Origin of the sequence: Candidatus Brocadia sp. (assembly GCA_021646415.1) — a bacterium.
Taxonomy (GTDB): Bacteria; Planctomycetota; Brocadiia; order Brocadiales; family Brocadiaceae; genus Brocadia.
Genome location: SOEU01000013.1, coordinates 42,510 through 56,975, shown reverse-complemented (window position 1 = coordinate 56,975; position 14,466 = coordinate 42,510). Strand labels below are relative to the sequence as shown.

13 protein-coding genes are annotated in these 14,466 nt (G+C 42.7%); 3 read left to right on the top strand and 10 right to left on the bottom strand.

The annotated features are described in order from the left end of the window. Positions 1-206 precede the first annotated feature (206 nt). The 4 genes from E3K36_11365 to aroA form a co-directional block, all read right to left on the bottom strand. On the bottom strand, positions 207-524 hold the full coding sequence (locus E3K36_11365; GenBank protein ID MCF6155824.1) for a muconolactone delta-isomerase: 318 nt from the start codon (positions 522-524) through the stop codon (positions 207-209). Between the two features lie 15 nt (positions 525-539). Beyond that, positions 540-1,283 (bottom strand): 3-oxoacyl-[acyl-carrier-protein] reductase, encoded by a 744-nt coding sequence (gene fabG, locus E3K36_11360; protein ID MCF6155823.1) that lies wholly within the window; start codon positions 1,281-1,283, stop codon positions 540-542. A gap of 682 nt (positions 1,284-1,965) precedes the next feature. Continuing rightward, a complete protein-coding gene (gene ribD / locus E3K36_11355; protein MCF6155822.1) occupies positions 1,966-3,039 on the bottom strand; it encodes a bifunctional diaminohydroxyphosphoribosylaminopyrimidine deaminase/5-amino-6-(5-phosphoribosylamino)uracil reductase RibD in 1,074 nt (357 codons plus the stop codon). A gap of 215 nt (positions 3,040-3,254) precedes the next feature. After that, positions 3,255-4,559, bottom strand: coding sequence for a 3-phosphoshikimate 1-carboxyvinyltransferase (gene aroA, locus E3K36_11350; protein ID MCF6155821.1), 1,305 nt, complete (start codon positions 4,557-4,559; stop codon positions 3,255-3,257). A gap of 419 nt (positions 4,560-4,978) precedes the next feature. Here aroA and E3K36_11345 point away from each other — a divergent pair, with 419 nt between their 5' ends. Together E3K36_11345 and E3K36_11340 are read left to right on the top strand one after the other, a co-directional pair. Further along, positions 4,979-5,908, top strand: a complete 930-nt coding sequence (locus E3K36_11345; protein MCF6155820.1) for a hypothetical protein — start codon at positions 4,979-4,981, stop codon at positions 5,906-5,908. Next, entirely contained in the window at positions 5,833-8,142 is a 2,310-nt protein-coding gene (locus E3K36_11340; protein MCF6155819.1) for a hypothetical protein, read from the top strand. Before E3K36_11345 ends, E3K36_11340 begins: the two co-directional genes overlap by 76 nt. Positions 8,143-8,264: 122 nt before the next feature. Here E3K36_11340 and E3K36_11335 read toward each other — a convergent pair whose 3' ends face one another. The 6 genes from E3K36_11335 to E3K36_11310 all read right to left on the bottom strand — a co-directional run bounded on the left by E3K36_11335 (position 8,265) and on the right by E3K36_11310 (position 13,974). Then, on the bottom strand, positions 8,265-9,194 hold the full coding sequence (locus tag E3K36_11335) for a magnesium transporter CorA family protein (protein ID MCF6155818.1): 930 nt from the start codon (positions 9,192-9,194) through the stop codon (positions 8,265-8,267). A gap of 124 nt (positions 9,195-9,318) precedes the next feature. Continuing rightward, a complete protein-coding gene (locus E3K36_11330; GenBank protein ID MCF6155817.1) occupies positions 9,319-10,695 on the bottom strand; it encodes a DUF4139 domain-containing protein in 1,377 nt (458 codons plus the stop codon). A 77-nt stretch (positions 10,696-10,772) separates the two neighbouring features. Beyond that, complete coding sequence (locus E3K36_11325) at positions 10,773-12,053, bottom strand: MFS transporter (GenBank protein ID MCF6155816.1); 1,281 nt, start codon at positions 12,051-12,053, stop codon at positions 10,773-10,775. A 519-nt stretch (positions 12,054-12,572) separates the two neighbouring features. Continuing rightward, positions 12,573-12,953, bottom strand: a complete 381-nt coding sequence (locus E3K36_11320) for a hypothetical protein (GenBank protein ID MCF6155815.1) — start codon at positions 12,951-12,953, stop codon at positions 12,573-12,575. A 36-nt stretch (positions 12,954-12,989) separates the two neighbouring features. After that, a complete protein-coding gene (locus E3K36_11315; protein MCF6155814.1) occupies positions 12,990-13,526 on the bottom strand; it encodes a hypothetical protein in 537 nt (178 codons plus the stop codon). A gap of 280 nt (positions 13,527-13,806) precedes the next feature. Continuing rightward, positions 13,807-13,974, bottom strand: coding sequence for a hypothetical protein (locus E3K36_11310; protein ID MCF6155813.1), 168 nt, complete (start codon positions 13,972-13,974; stop codon positions 13,807-13,809). Positions 13,975-14,234: 260 nt separating this feature from the next. Between E3K36_11310 and E3K36_11305 the strand changes: the two genes are divergently transcribed. After that, positions 14,235-14,447, top strand: coding sequence for a hypothetical protein (locus tag E3K36_11305; GenBank protein ID MCF6155812.1), 213 nt, complete (start codon positions 14,235-14,237; stop codon positions 14,445-14,447). The last annotated feature ends 19 nt before the right edge of the window (positions 14,448-14,466 follow it).

The following is a 14,466-nucleotide window of genomic DNA, read 5'->3' as shown; positions in this document are numbered from 1 at the left end:
TGTTCATTATGTCAGTCAATCAGTTTATTTCGATCAAAGACGTCGATGAAAGAGACGGCTATAATGGTTGCGATGTGGCCGCACTAACATTATAGGGAGGGAGATGAAACGGGTGAGATAACCGGTGCGGATTTTGGCGAATGATATTTTGGCAGGGAATACCTGCCCGGTTCAACCAACACGACCTAACCACCGTAACCAACTATCTATTTCATAAGGGAATGGATCCTCTTTGTGTCAAGTAGTGCTTTCTCCATCGGTATCAGTGGCGTAATCTCTATAGCGGTAAAAAACGGGAAAAGGGGAAGTTTTGCGACAATTTCTTCCATTTCTTCGTTGGACTCGGCGTCAATAATAGCCGCTGCCCCCCTCCGGCCTGCCAGCTTTCCCCCCGCCAAAATCTTTCCCCGCCGCTGGAAACGTGAAAAATACTCCCACTCCTTTATCACATATCCCAGAAAGTCCTTTACCGGCATCTGAGGCATCTGTTTTATCTCAACTTTTAAGAGAAATAACATGTTCATTACCTTTCATTTTTCCTAGATTGCTAACCCACCATCTACGCTAATCACGTGTCCCGTAATATATTTGGCATCATCGGACAATAGAAATGCAGCTACCTTTGCAATCTCCTCTGGTTTACCAAATCTCCTTACTGGGATCATTTCAACCATCTTGTCTTTATATTCCTGGGGCAGGACGGTCGTCATGTCCGTTTCAATAAAACCGCAGGCAATAGCATTCACCGTAATATTGGCCTTCCCTACCTCTTTAGCAAGGGCCTTGGTAAAACCGACCATGCCAGCCTTAGAAGAAGAATAATTTACCTGCCCTGCCATCCCCATCAAACCACTTACAGAAGTTATATTGAGGATATTCCCGGATTTTTGTTTGATCATTTGTGTAATGACCGCCTTGGAAAAGTTATAAACACTCTTGAGGTTCGTATTGATGACCTCATCCCAATCGCTCTCGCCCATGAGGGCCAGGAGTTTATCGCGGGTAATACCGGCATTATTCACCAGAAAATCAATCTTCCCAAACGTATCTTTAACCTCTTTTACCATATTCTTTGCACCTTCAAAACTGGCTGCATTTACCTGGAAGGAAATGGCCTTAGCACCCATAGATTCAATCTCTTTCACCAGTGCATTCGCCACATCAGCGTTCTTACTATAATTGAAGGCAACATTGCAACCATTTTTCGCAAGTTCTAATACAATTGCCTTCCCTATACCGCGTGTACCTCCAGTAACAATCGCTACCTTATCCATGAATTGCATTTTAAATTCCCTCCTCTGGGGAGTTTTCTAGAAAAGTAAATTTTATAAATTCATTTCCCGCATTTAAGTTGAATTATAGTAAAGAAATGGATTTTGAAATGCAAGGCAAAAAAATATTCAGAATGAGTTTTTATACTCCGGCATTATGACTTTAAAAGTCACGTAATTAACCATGAAAATTTATCCAGTTTTTGGCTTGACATTGGTCAGGTTGAATATATAATTTCTGAAATTTTAGAAATTCAACAGTAATTAGCATTCAGTGTTAATTTAATAATCTCAGATTGCGAAAAGGAGAGAAAACAAATGATTTTAGATGTAAATTATTCAATTGATAATCAACGAAAAAAATCTGAGCGTTTGGCTCTTATTAAAGAAAGATACAAGAAACTAGTACTCGAACCGAGGAGAGAGATTGAATTCGAAATTGAAAAAGCACTGGACGATGAGGATGGTGATCTCGATAACGCGTAAATATTGATTCCATACACCCCTATTTATTCCCCGATGTTACTTTCCAAGTATTTTTTCGAATAGTGAATCAAATTTGTAATCCCCCAATCCAGCGGTAAGAAAGTTATTGACTTCAAAGACAATAATCTGGAATGTCATTGAATCGGCTGATTCAATAACCATTTCTTTCCATTGCCGCTGGATTGAGGTGACCATGCATTGAAGCAAATCAATATTTCGGAATACCTTCAATAACTACATCGTTTGAAAACCTTTTTACCGAAATTTCATGAAATTTTGCAGCCTCGCTTATCTTATCAATCCCCTTCCCAAGTACGGGCGACTTTGCACCTTCACCACCGATAATAATCGGAGCAATAAAAACCATTACCTTATCGGCATGTCGCCCTTCTATTACCGATGTAATAACCCTGCTCCCCCCCTCTACTAAAATATTGGTCAATTTCATGCCCCCAAGCCGATGAAAAAGATCATGCAAATCCACAGAGCCATTCGTATCATTCGTTTGAATGATTTTACATCCCAATTGTTCCAGCATTGCAACGCGTTCTTGCTGTGCGCTTTTATTGACCGCAACAATTATTTCACTTTCATTGATCGTGTTTAAAAGGCGAGAATTTAATGGTAGCAAGGCATTGCCATCGATAATAATTCTTTTCGGACTTCGTCCCCCTTCGAGACGGCAGGTCAATAATGGATCATCCCGCAATACGGTATTGATTCCTACCATTATACCATCCACCTGCCCGCGGATTTTGTGCACATACGCGCGGGATTCCTCAGACGTAATCCACCGGGAGTCTCCCGTGTGGGTGGCAATCTTGCCGTCGAGCGACATTGCCCACTTTATGATCACATAGGGTAATCCTTTTTGCATTAATTTAAAAAAAGGGGCATTAAGCTCTTTGGCTCGTGCTTCCATAACACCCAGGCGAACTTCAATTCCTGACCCCATCAATTTTTGTATCCCCTTGCCGGAGGTAACTGGATTAGGGTCAATAACCGTTGTTACCACTTTTGTAATCCCTGCATTAATGATGGCATCAACACACGGCGCCGTTTTACCATAGTGTGCACAGGGTTCCATGGAAACATAGAGCGTGGCTCCCTTGCACTTAGCTCCCCCCTCGCTGATTGCGTATGTCTCGGCATGTGGTCCGCCAAAAACCTGGTGATAACCCTTTCCAGCGATCTCACCATTTTTTACCAGTACTGCACCTACCATGGGATTCGGCTCTACCTTCCCCCGCCCTTTTTCTGCCAATTCCAGGGCAAGGGTCATATATTTCTCATCAACATCCGGCGCCATCATAGCATTTCAAAAAAGACCTTTGCATCGTCACGTCCCTTAGAAAGTTTACAAAAAGTGATATGATTAGGCAAATGAATGAAAATAAGAATTCTTTATCATCAGCGTCTATAACGCATCCGGCGTCTTAACCCGAATATGTCGGAAAAGACAAAGTCCGAAAGCACGAAATTCGCAATACAACCCTGTCAGGGTTTTGAACCCTGACAGGGTTCAATTTTTTTCCCACCCCTTAAGGCTTCCAATCTCTGAAAATAATCAGGAAATGTTTTGGATACACACTCCGGTTTTTTTATCGATATCCCTTTTGAACGCAACCCAATCAATGCAAAACTCATGGCCATACGATGGTCATCGTAAGTTTCTATCTCAGCCGGCTGCGGTGGAGATGGCTCAATCTCAAAGCCGTCCTCATATTCCACCGCTGAGATCCCCATTCTCTGCAGTTCATTTACCACTGCCGCAATACGGTCGGTTTCCTTTATCCGCATATTTTTTACATTTCGTACCCGCGTTTTACCGTGTGCAAATACTGCCACGGCTGCCAAAGTCTGCACCACATCCGGCATATCACCCATGTCAACATCTACCCCATGCAGTGTATTCCCCTGCACTTCAATCCAGTTGCTGCCCACCGTAATCTTACAACCCATGCTCTTCAGGACATCGACAAAATGGATGTCTCCTTGCAAAGAATCACTTCCGATGCCCACAACTCTTACCTTTCCGCCAGTAATGGCCGCAGCAGCAAAAAAATAAGAGGCAGCCGATGCATCCCCCTCAACCTCATAGTCTGTCGCTTTATAACGCTGCCCGGCTTTTACCAAAAACATTTTATAATCATTGTTCTCGACATTTACACCAAAATGACGCATCAGTGCCACTGTCATATCCACATAACGTTTTGAAACCAGACTTCCCTTCACTTCTATGATCACATCCTTTTTTGCGTAAGGTGCCGTCATCAACAGGGCGCTAAAATACTGGCTGCTCAAATCCCCCTTTACAACGGCTAATCCACCGCTTAATCCTTTTCCCCGGATTATTACGGGTGGACAACCATCGTTATGTTTCGATATAACATCCGCCCCAAGCTGTCTTAGGCCATCAAGTAAATCCTGTATGGGCCTTTGCCGCATACGTGTAACACCATCTATCTCATAAACCCCGTTGCCCAGGGTCAGCATAGCCGTTAGAAACCTCATGGCAGTCCCTGCGTTCCCGACAAACAAATTCGCCTGTCTTACGGGAATAGCCCCACCTTTTCCGTGTACGATGAACTTATTGGTATCTTGCTGTTCTTCGACGGGTATTCCCAGGACATTCAAGCCGGATGCCATATATTTGGTATCGTCGCTGAAAAGGGTATTCGCAATCATGGATTCTCCATCGGCCAATGCCGCCGTGATAAGTGCACGGTTTGTATAGCTCTTCGAGCCCGGGACTTTAACGATTGCATCGAGTGTTCCGGTTATCGGTTTTATCTCAATCACTTTATGACTTCCTTAGAAAATTCGTTCTCAGCGTTATAGTATTACCTTATAAAAACTTCTTTTTGTAGCAGGATTTTTACCTCCCCTTCATCGTTCGGCTGACCTCACGACGAAGTCCCCTCCTTGCGAAAGGGATTGAGGGATGGTTTATCCATTTAGACACAGTTGTAATACGTTAAGATATCTATTGTGGAAAATATACCAAACAGGACAAAGATTTGAAATGGAAAATATTCCCGTGTATTTAAAATTGCACCGCAATGACTCTGCAAAAAATATCTTTTACCGTAATCCGGATAATGATAGCTCCATTGCAAAAAGCGGAAAATTAGACTTGAAATTTTTTAAAATTTTTGCTTTACTTTCCGCAAACGGTCATATGACAATTCACACCTTCTCATCTGCATCCGGAGGTATCTATGCAAAACACCGGAAATAACACATCGAACACAAATACTTTGACCTTTAATGAAGTCAAAGACGCAGAAAAAGAAGAAATCAAAAGATCTCGTAAAAAAAGATTGTCTGAAGGTAATAATTCTGGTGAAGAATTATTAGTTGGCCTTGCCTTCTCTGGCGGTGGTATTCGCAGCGCCACTTTTAACCTTGGCGTGCTGCAAGGCCTAGCAGAATTAGGCATACTCCCCATTTTCGATTATCTGTCAACGGTGTCCGGTGGCGGTTATATCGGGAGCTGGCTGGTAGCATGGATAAAAAACAAAGGTAGACAGACTGTTATTGACAACCTGCATCCTGACTGGAGCAAGCATAATAATAAGAAGGAACCTGAAAAAATCCATCACCTGCGTGATTACAGCAACTACCTGACGCCCCGGAAAGGCTTACTCGGGACTGACACGTGGTTGCTTCTTACAACATACCTGCGCAACTCATTCTTTAATCTGCTTATCCTCGTATCAGTTCTTTTCTCCATTATAACATTTATTCATTTCATACTCATTTCTTCGTATCATCCAAGTTCACCCTTTCATGACTACGTAGAAATAGCTTGTTGGGTGATTCCTTTTATATTTATTATCATCTGCATCAGCTTTCTTTGCGGTTCAATGGAACGGAAGTGGTTGCCTTTTGTCTTGATTATAGTGGCCTTATTCCTTAGCTACGGATTATGGAAGGGATATTATATTGATTCGATAGATTGCTGGAAGTTGGCTTCAGCATTATTCCTGCTCCTCAGTTTTCTCTGGTCGCTTTTCAGAATCACAATAAGTGAAAAGCATATAGGCAAAATCTTTATAAAAATATTTTTTTTGTGCTTGCGGGATTCGTTGCTGGTGGACTACTCTTTTTCTTATCATGCTGGATACAGAAAAGAGATATCGCCATAAGCGACTTTAGGGAGGACGAGTTTATTGATTTATCTAAAGTAGAAGCACTTTGTACAACGCTAAGAAATGATGGGATCATAGATGATAACGAAATACATTTCAAAGCCCACGAAAATACCATCGCACATTTCAATGAGATATTAAAAATTACTCATCTCTATGACAATTTTACGTGGAAGAATTATCGCAAATTTCTCTATAAGGAGATAGATTATTTTGCAGAAAAAACAGAAGATCATCGTAGAAAGACTTTTACAAAATATATAGGTTATCAAGAAGAAAGGATTAAAAATCTGAATTGGTTTTTGTTGAATGAAATCTACCCAACGGGATTCCCGCATTACAAAATCCGAGAACTTTATAAAAAAACCAAAGAAATTATAGATGTTACTGATAGTTTGCGAGGTACAAAGGATACGTTGCCCAAATCCAATGATGAAAGCCTTATTCAATGGCTTAATAGATTGATACAGTATCCTGCTTTCTACGACAGGGTATGTTATTTTAATTTCAGTTATAAGGTAAACAATTTAGCAGAAAAGACTTCCGATTCCAGAAGGAAACAGTTTTTTGAAATGGATGAGAGGAAGAAGAGCAATGTCAAAAAACTCAACCGCCTCCTCATTGAGGAGATGTTTCCCAATGATTGCCCGAAAAGCAAACGTGGCCGTTTGATCTTCGCATGTTTTGGAATGCCCACGGTTATATTGATATTTCTTTTTACGGGCGCTTTTTGGTTTCTACTGTCCAGAGATACTTTTTCCGAGGACGTGAGGAAAAGTCTCGGACGTTTTGCCGTGTCCCTTCTTGGCTGGACGGCGCTGACAACCGCCTTGTTTGCAGTGACCATCTTTGGAAGAGCAATTTCAGGAAAAATCGTTATCTTATTTCAGTCCATCGCCACCTTTGCCTGGGTTAATGTAATGATTGTTATTAGCGGGCTGTTACAGAGATTTATCCCGGGGACTGAAAGGAAGGGCGCAAAATGGGGTTTCAAGATAGCAATAGCTTTGGGAATGTGCATCATCATCGTGGGAGCTATTATCATCTCAGCCTGGTTGCCTCATTTATTTCAATTAGATCAAACAGCTTCTTACATATGGCTATCTGGTGCTTTTGTTGGTTCTTTGGTAATTGCTTTTGGTCTGGCCTGTAGTATGAATATCAACTCCCTTTCACTTCACACCCTGTATAAGGACAGACTGAAACTTGCGTATCTTGGTGAAACTGAAAATGACAATATAGCAATCAACGAGATGCGTCCAGATAAAGGCTATGACGGTCCTTACCCCATCATAAATGCAACCCTTAATTTAACAAAAGGGGCAGAACTCGCCTGGCAACAGCGTAAGGCGGCATCCTTTGTTTTCACTCCCCTGCACTATGGCTATGAATCCAATCACAGACATTCTAACGAGGGAAAGGATTTGTGTAAAGATGCATACCGTTCATGGAATAGATCTAAGCAACAACTTTCTCTTGGAGATGCCATGGCCATCTCCGGCGCTGCGGCAAGTCCCAGCATGGGATACCGTTCGTCAGGCGCCCTCGCTTTTATCATGACGGTGTTTAATGTCCGCCTTGGCCAGTGGTTTGGCAATCCGAGACACAAAAAAACCTTCGGGAAATATGGGGGTCTTGCTTGTTCAGGGCTGTGGTATCTCTTGAAAGAGCTATTCGGGTGGAGCGATGATTGTGGAAGATACGTTTATCTTTCCGATGGAGGTCACTTCGAGAACCTCGGCATTTATGAACTTGTTCGGAGGCGGTGCCGGTACATCGTTGCCAGCGACGTGGGTGAAGACCCCAATATGGAGTTCGGTGACCTTGCAAATGCCATTGAAAAATGCCGCACCGACTTCGGCATTAATATTTCCATCAATGTAGAACGGATGAAGAAGGACAAGGAATTGGGAATCAGTGGCAGCCACTATGCTATAGGAACCATTGAATACAAAAAGGTTGATTCCGAAACTTCCTCTGACGGTATCCTCGTTTACATCAAGTCCTCATTAACCGGTGACGAGCCACTGGACATTAAGAGTTACAAGGAGCGGAACAAATCATTCCCCCACCAAACCACGCTCAATCAGATGTTTGATGAATCTCAGTTTGAAGCCTACAGGACCCTTGGCTACCATGTGATTAAGGAGGTTTTTGGCAGGGTTTCTCAGGAAACGCGAAACAATAAAAATGCCAGGAAAATCTTTTATGAGCTTAATTGTATTTATTAAATATTGTATCCCCCATAATATTGGATACGATGATGATTGATTTGCTTGCGATATCTAATTGCCTGAAATGCGTGTGTTTTTGACATATCCTTTATCACCTCTCTGAAATTTTTCATTCCTCCTCACAGCCATTCCTTCTTCCAAAAAATGATCACAACGATCAAAGATATCATGAGGGAAGCGAGCAGCGTCAGAGAAAACACATAGGGGTGGTCCTGTCCGGGAAGGCGGACGTTCATGCCGTAAAAACTCGCGATCAGGGTAGGCAGGCTGATTACAATCGTCATGGAGGTTAGAAACTTCATAACTACGTTCAAATTATTCGAGATAATAGATGCGAATGCATCCATCATCTGGCTCAGGATGTTTTCCGAAATAGCGGTTACTTCGATTGCCTGACGTATCTCGATAAGCACATCGTCAAGCAGGTCCACATCTTCAGGATAAGCCTGAAATAACTGGCTTTTTTGCAGGCGCTCCAGCATCAATTCGTTGGATTTCAGGGCGGTGGTGAAATAAACAAGGCTCTTCTGGTATTTCAACAACTCCCTGACCTCCTTGTTTTGCAATGAGCGATGAAGCTTCTCTTCGAGTGTATCAACGGCAGCATCGATGTCCCGCAAGTAACTCTGGTATCGGTCAGCAGTACGGAGAAGTAATTGGAGGACAAACCGATTCTTTTTAACCGTAGACAGGCCATGCACCTGCCCGGTGGCAAATTCCTGAATGACGCATGTCTCCTCTCGGCAAATTGTAACGATAAGCGTGTCAGTCAGGATAATTCCGAGCGGCACGGTAATATAGGGAATGGGCTCCATTCTGCCCTGTAGATAAGGCAGGCGGAGCACTATCAGGACGAAGCCGTTGCTTCTTTCCGTACGGGAACGCTCGTCAATATCCAGAGAATGGATTACGAAGTAGGGAGGAATGCCCAAACCCTCGACCTGTGCAACCTCCTGATCGCTGGGGTTTACTACGTTGACCCAGCATCCTTCGGTTGGCGTATTAACTATCTCAAGCCTATGATTCGTGCTTTTAAAAATCTCAATCATTTCAGATTATAACCACCCCTATTTCCCCTCCTTCACAAGGAGGGGATAAAGGGGAGGTTTTCCACCAGTTATTTAAGCACATTGCCAGTTATCCCAAATATATGAAAATTTCTATACAATTTAATTACCAGCGATATAATACAGTGTATTTTACGATGGTCTCTGCATCTTTTTTCACCGGGATTATAAATTCAATGGTGTTCGCATCTTTTTTATTATACGTATGCGAAGATTCGCGGATTTCCCAATCACCCCAAAGATGTTCTGTTACCAGGACTTCGATATCTTCTTTTTTGTGATTGCGCAGCTTGATTTGCCAAATCTCTTCTCGTGCCCGGTCACTTAATTGTTTATAACTCATTTGCTTTCGCTCCCCAACCACATCAAAGGCGTCTCCCACATACAACCGGATTTTTTCATCCTTAGGGGTGTGATCAACTTGATCCTCCCCAAGAAAAATCTGGGATTGATCTTCATCTGATTTATAAACCCGCACCTTCCCAGCTGGTATGGGTAATCCTAACCCATTTTTTTCTGCATTTATAAATTCCAATTTTACATTAATCTTCTTTTCTCTTTTGGATCCGTCATATTCATAAATCTTTTTAACCGGTGTTGTTGCCGTTGGAAACAGCGAAAGCTGCTTGATTTGATTGTTTTTAATCGTTGCGGCGCGCTGTAGCGTATAAAGGTGATACTCAAAGAAGGCCTTTTCCTCAAATTGAGGAGCCGGAGCGACTTTTGCCATTACCCGTTCCTCGTAACCGATATAGCGCGGTGGCGGAGGAGTTATCCGGTGGACATCACCAGCTACCAGCTTGAGTTTGGCATTTTCGTAATCGGTACCCGATTGATTATGAACGGACACCCAGGCAGATAAATCCAATGCCACTTCATCTTTATTCACCAACGCAACGTATTCTGCATGCCAGCCGATCCCATCCGTTAAGTAGCTTGTTTCCATGTTGTGTTTGCCGGCTTTTTCACTCGAAAGATACCAGACCAGTGTCGGTCTGGTGATTAAACCCGCAGGTAGTTTGGGAAAGTCCATATTTTGAATATTTGCTACTGCGATTGATTGAATTCCACCTTCTTTTTTCTCCAGGATCACATTTCCGCCTGCGCTCAGCAGTTTTCCGTCAAAAATTTTACCCTCTTTGGTGAAGAGTTGGACGGCTTGATCGATATATTTTTGCAATATCTTTTCAGCGCTCACCAAATCATATTCATAGTTTTGTTCAAGGATAGTCACCTGATCAGGCGCAGTAAGTGACTTGAAATGAACGGAGGTGGGGTCAATTAAAGACGCGACATCGGTAAAGCGTATTTCCTGACTTCCCGCCTTTAAATCCATTTCGCGGACGTCATGAACCAGGCCAAGATTGTTCTGATAAATGGTAATAGAGACGTCATTACCCTGTGCTACGGTTACAGAATGAGAAATAAAAAATGAGAAAAGAAACAGACAGGAAAAAACGGTAATAAAAATAGTCTTTTTCATGATACAAACCTCCAGGTTAAACGCAGTGCGGCTAACCGCAAATAAAAGTGGAAACTATTACGCAACTATTTAAAAAACTAAAATCCGGTAAACAGTTCATTCCCTTCACGAGAGGTGGTTGTTTCGGTGATTGGACGGGATTCCCCTTGCCAGGACTTAAAACGCAAGAGGAAAACGAGTCCCGGAATAGCAGCTAACGTGCAGAAGATAAAAAAATGAACCCATCCTAATCTCTCAACCAAAAACCCGGTGGGTGAAGAAACAATCACTCTCGGAATACCCATGAGGCTGCTCAAAAGCGCATATTGTGTGGCGGTAAATCTTCTATTGCAGAGGCTTGCCATAAATGCTGTAAAGGCGGAGGTCCCCATACCGCTGGTTAAATTTTCAAAGGTAACCGTGGCCGCTAATAGGGAGTGATAGGCACCCACAGAGGCAAGCGCTGAAAAAGAGAGGGTCGAAACCGCTTGAAGGATGCCAAAAATCCAGAGACCTTTGCGAAGTCCAAATTTTATTATGAGAATGCCACCGACAAGACCGCCTGCAATCGTGGCAAATATGCCAAAGGTCTTCACAATGGCTGCCAATTCCGTCTTGGTAAATCCCATCTTTAAAATGAAAGGGATTGTCATGCTGCTCGCCATGACGTCGCCAATTTTATATAGAAGGATAAAGGCCAGGATTTCAAAGGCCCCCGCCCTCTTAAAATAATCAATAAAGGGTTCTATAACCGCTTCGCGGAGGGATTTTGGGGGAATTACCTGTCCTTCCTTTTTTGGCGCACAGCAGGTAGTAATAATTCCAATAAGAAGTGAGACGGCCAGCAGCAGATAAACGTAATTCCAGGGGATACGGTCGGCCAAGAATAGGGCAAACGCCCCGGAAATGAGCATACCGATGCGATAGCCGTTTACTGCAAGAGAAGAGCCGAGACCCAATTCTTCATCCCTTAAAAGCTCACGCCGATATGCATCAACAACAATATCCTGACTCGCGCTAAAAAAAGACACAAGCACCGCGAGGAAGGCCACAATCCAGGGAGATTCGGCAGGCCTTACGAATGAAAAGGCACCAATGGCTAGCATGAGAAGGATCTGGGAAATCAGCATCCACCCGCGACGTCGACCCAGAAGTGGAGGCACATATCGGTCCATAACAGGTGCCCAGAGGAACTTGACCGTGTAAGGAAGCCCAACTAATGAAAACATACCAATCACTGCAAGATTAACCTTTTCATCGGTCATCCACGCCTGAAGTGTCGAACCTGTGACTAAAAGAGGGATACCAGAGCTCACGCCCAAAAAGAACGTAACCAGCATCCGCCAGCTAAAAATAATCCTTACCATAGAACCCTGCATATTATTCATGCGGTTTTTTGGGGTGGCATGGACAAACGGAGTTTGTCCGTGTTTAAGTTCACGTATAGGAATTTCAAACTTTTTAGTTAAGCAATGAATAAACACACCCCTACCCCTCAAGAGGGGAATTTTATAAGTCCCCTCCCAGGAGGGGATTAAGGGGTGGGTAAAAATGAAAAGTCGTTGAGTTTTGCCTTTTAAAACCCAACCTAATTTATTAAGGAAAAGTTTACACGGATATTAAAAATGCATTGTCAACCGTCCCCGCTTGTTAAAGTAAATTTCCCAGACCCGTATTATCTGCCACATGCGCTGCCTTCTTTCTACTTCTGTCATCGGATAGGAATACCTTGATTATATATAAGGAATTTCATTGTTATTTAAACGATTTGTAGAGCGAAGAGACTCTTCGCTCTACATTAAAAAGATGCCGAAGGCCTAACTTGAGGTAATTCAAAGGACTGTGCAGCATCCCACAATAGGTTTTTTCACCTATGAATATATCGGTAACAACCTCACTCAACTTCTGTCCATGCAAACGGAATAGCCACGTGCGCCCCCCGGATAATTGTAAATCAATTTCGCCAAAACTCCACCCAATCGCAGTTCTGGCAATATAGTCTTCGCAAGTTGTGCATGATAAGCTTGTTTAACGTGACTTTCTTCAAAATTTCCGGTAAGTAATGCTTTTGCGGAAATCTGTCCGCTCAGGATTGCAAAAGTTATCCCTTCTCCGGTAACAGGATCCGCAAAACCCGCCGCATCTCCTGCAAGAAGCAGGTGCCCCTTTACAATGGAATCCCTCCTCGGACTTACCGGAATAAGAGATCCGTGCCTCTTTATACCCAGTCTTTTATTGATGCCAATAAGCCTCAAATACCGCTTAAAAATTTCATCCAAATTATTGGGTTACGTCTCATGCTCAGCACAGCAAAATCACTTCAGCACATTATCTGCGACAGAAACCTCGTATTCCAACGTGGGGATAAGGTAACGAGTTTCCTGCCAGCCGGCTTTTTCTGGCACAATGTCCATCGCGCCATCTGCCACAACCGCAAATCGGGCAGATAATACTCCCTTGCTGGTTATTAATTCAACCTTATCGGACTTATTCATAACACCAATTACCTTACATTCTGCAAAAATATCTACCCCCGCATCTCTGGCTGCTGAAATCAGGAAGAAATCAAACTTCTCCCGTGTGGTCGTTGAAACAATTGGTTGTTGTCTTCTGATAGAGAAATGAAGGCCGGCATCGAGTAAATTTAATTCGGCAGTATAGCACTTTAACTCAATGGCCTCTTGGATGCCAACCGGCAACAGTTGGATCGCCCTGTATGTTACTCCCCCGCCGCACGTCTTGTGCCGTGGCAGCGAGGCCTTCTCTATGGCTGCAACTCTTACCCCTTGCCTGGCTAAACAAAGGGCAGCCGATGATCCCGCGGGACCACTCCCGACAAACGGCAACGTCATATAGTTTGGAAAAAAGTGAGGAGGTCATAGAGACCTACTCCCCGAAAAATTTGTGCTACCTGCTAATTCTGATCTGACTTCGAGTAAGTAAGACTGAGTAAGGCATAGTACGCCCTAGAAACAAGGCGACGATGGGTTCGCTTTGTCCTTCGCAAACTCAGGACAGGCTTAACCCATCCAATCACTATAGTAAATGACAAATGTTATGTGTCATTCTTGCGAAAGCAGGAATCCATGCTTCCCATTTATTTCCTGGATTCCCACTTCTCCATAGCCTATTTTACACTTCTTGAAATAGCTTTTTTTGATTTGGTTTATTTATAACCTCTTGAATCCTTCTATTTGCTAAGTCAACATATTCCTGATTAATGTTATACCCAATATAATGTCTTTCATTTTTTAGAGCCGACAAACAAGCCGTTCCACTTTCACAAAATGGATCGAGAATTACATCACCTTTAAATTAAATGAAAATTTCTTTCATTGCTTCTTCAAATTTTTGTTTGAAGACTATTTGATTAACCTCAAATATTCTATCATTGAAAAACACCTTCGAAATCCATCCTTTCTTAAGCTCTTGTTTTACATCGGCATAGTGGAATTGATTATGACAATTTCCACAAACTAATAACAAATTTTTTAACACTTTAGTTATTTGAAAAACTATCAAGGAAAAGCCTTGTGCTGATTTCGCCCCGGAGGGGCAAATTGCTCATAGGCAGGCAATTTATTGCCTGTGTTAAGAGAAAGATAAAAATAAGCCCTGTAGGGGCGAATGAAGATTATGGATACACAATCGTCTCAATCGTCCCTACGGGACTGTATTTCTCTTTGATAAAAATACAGGCAATAAATTACCTGCCTATTGCCTCACGTCCCTATAGGGACTTAAAAAGCACAACTCATTTTTCAAAAAACTAAACTGTTTCCTGTATTTTTA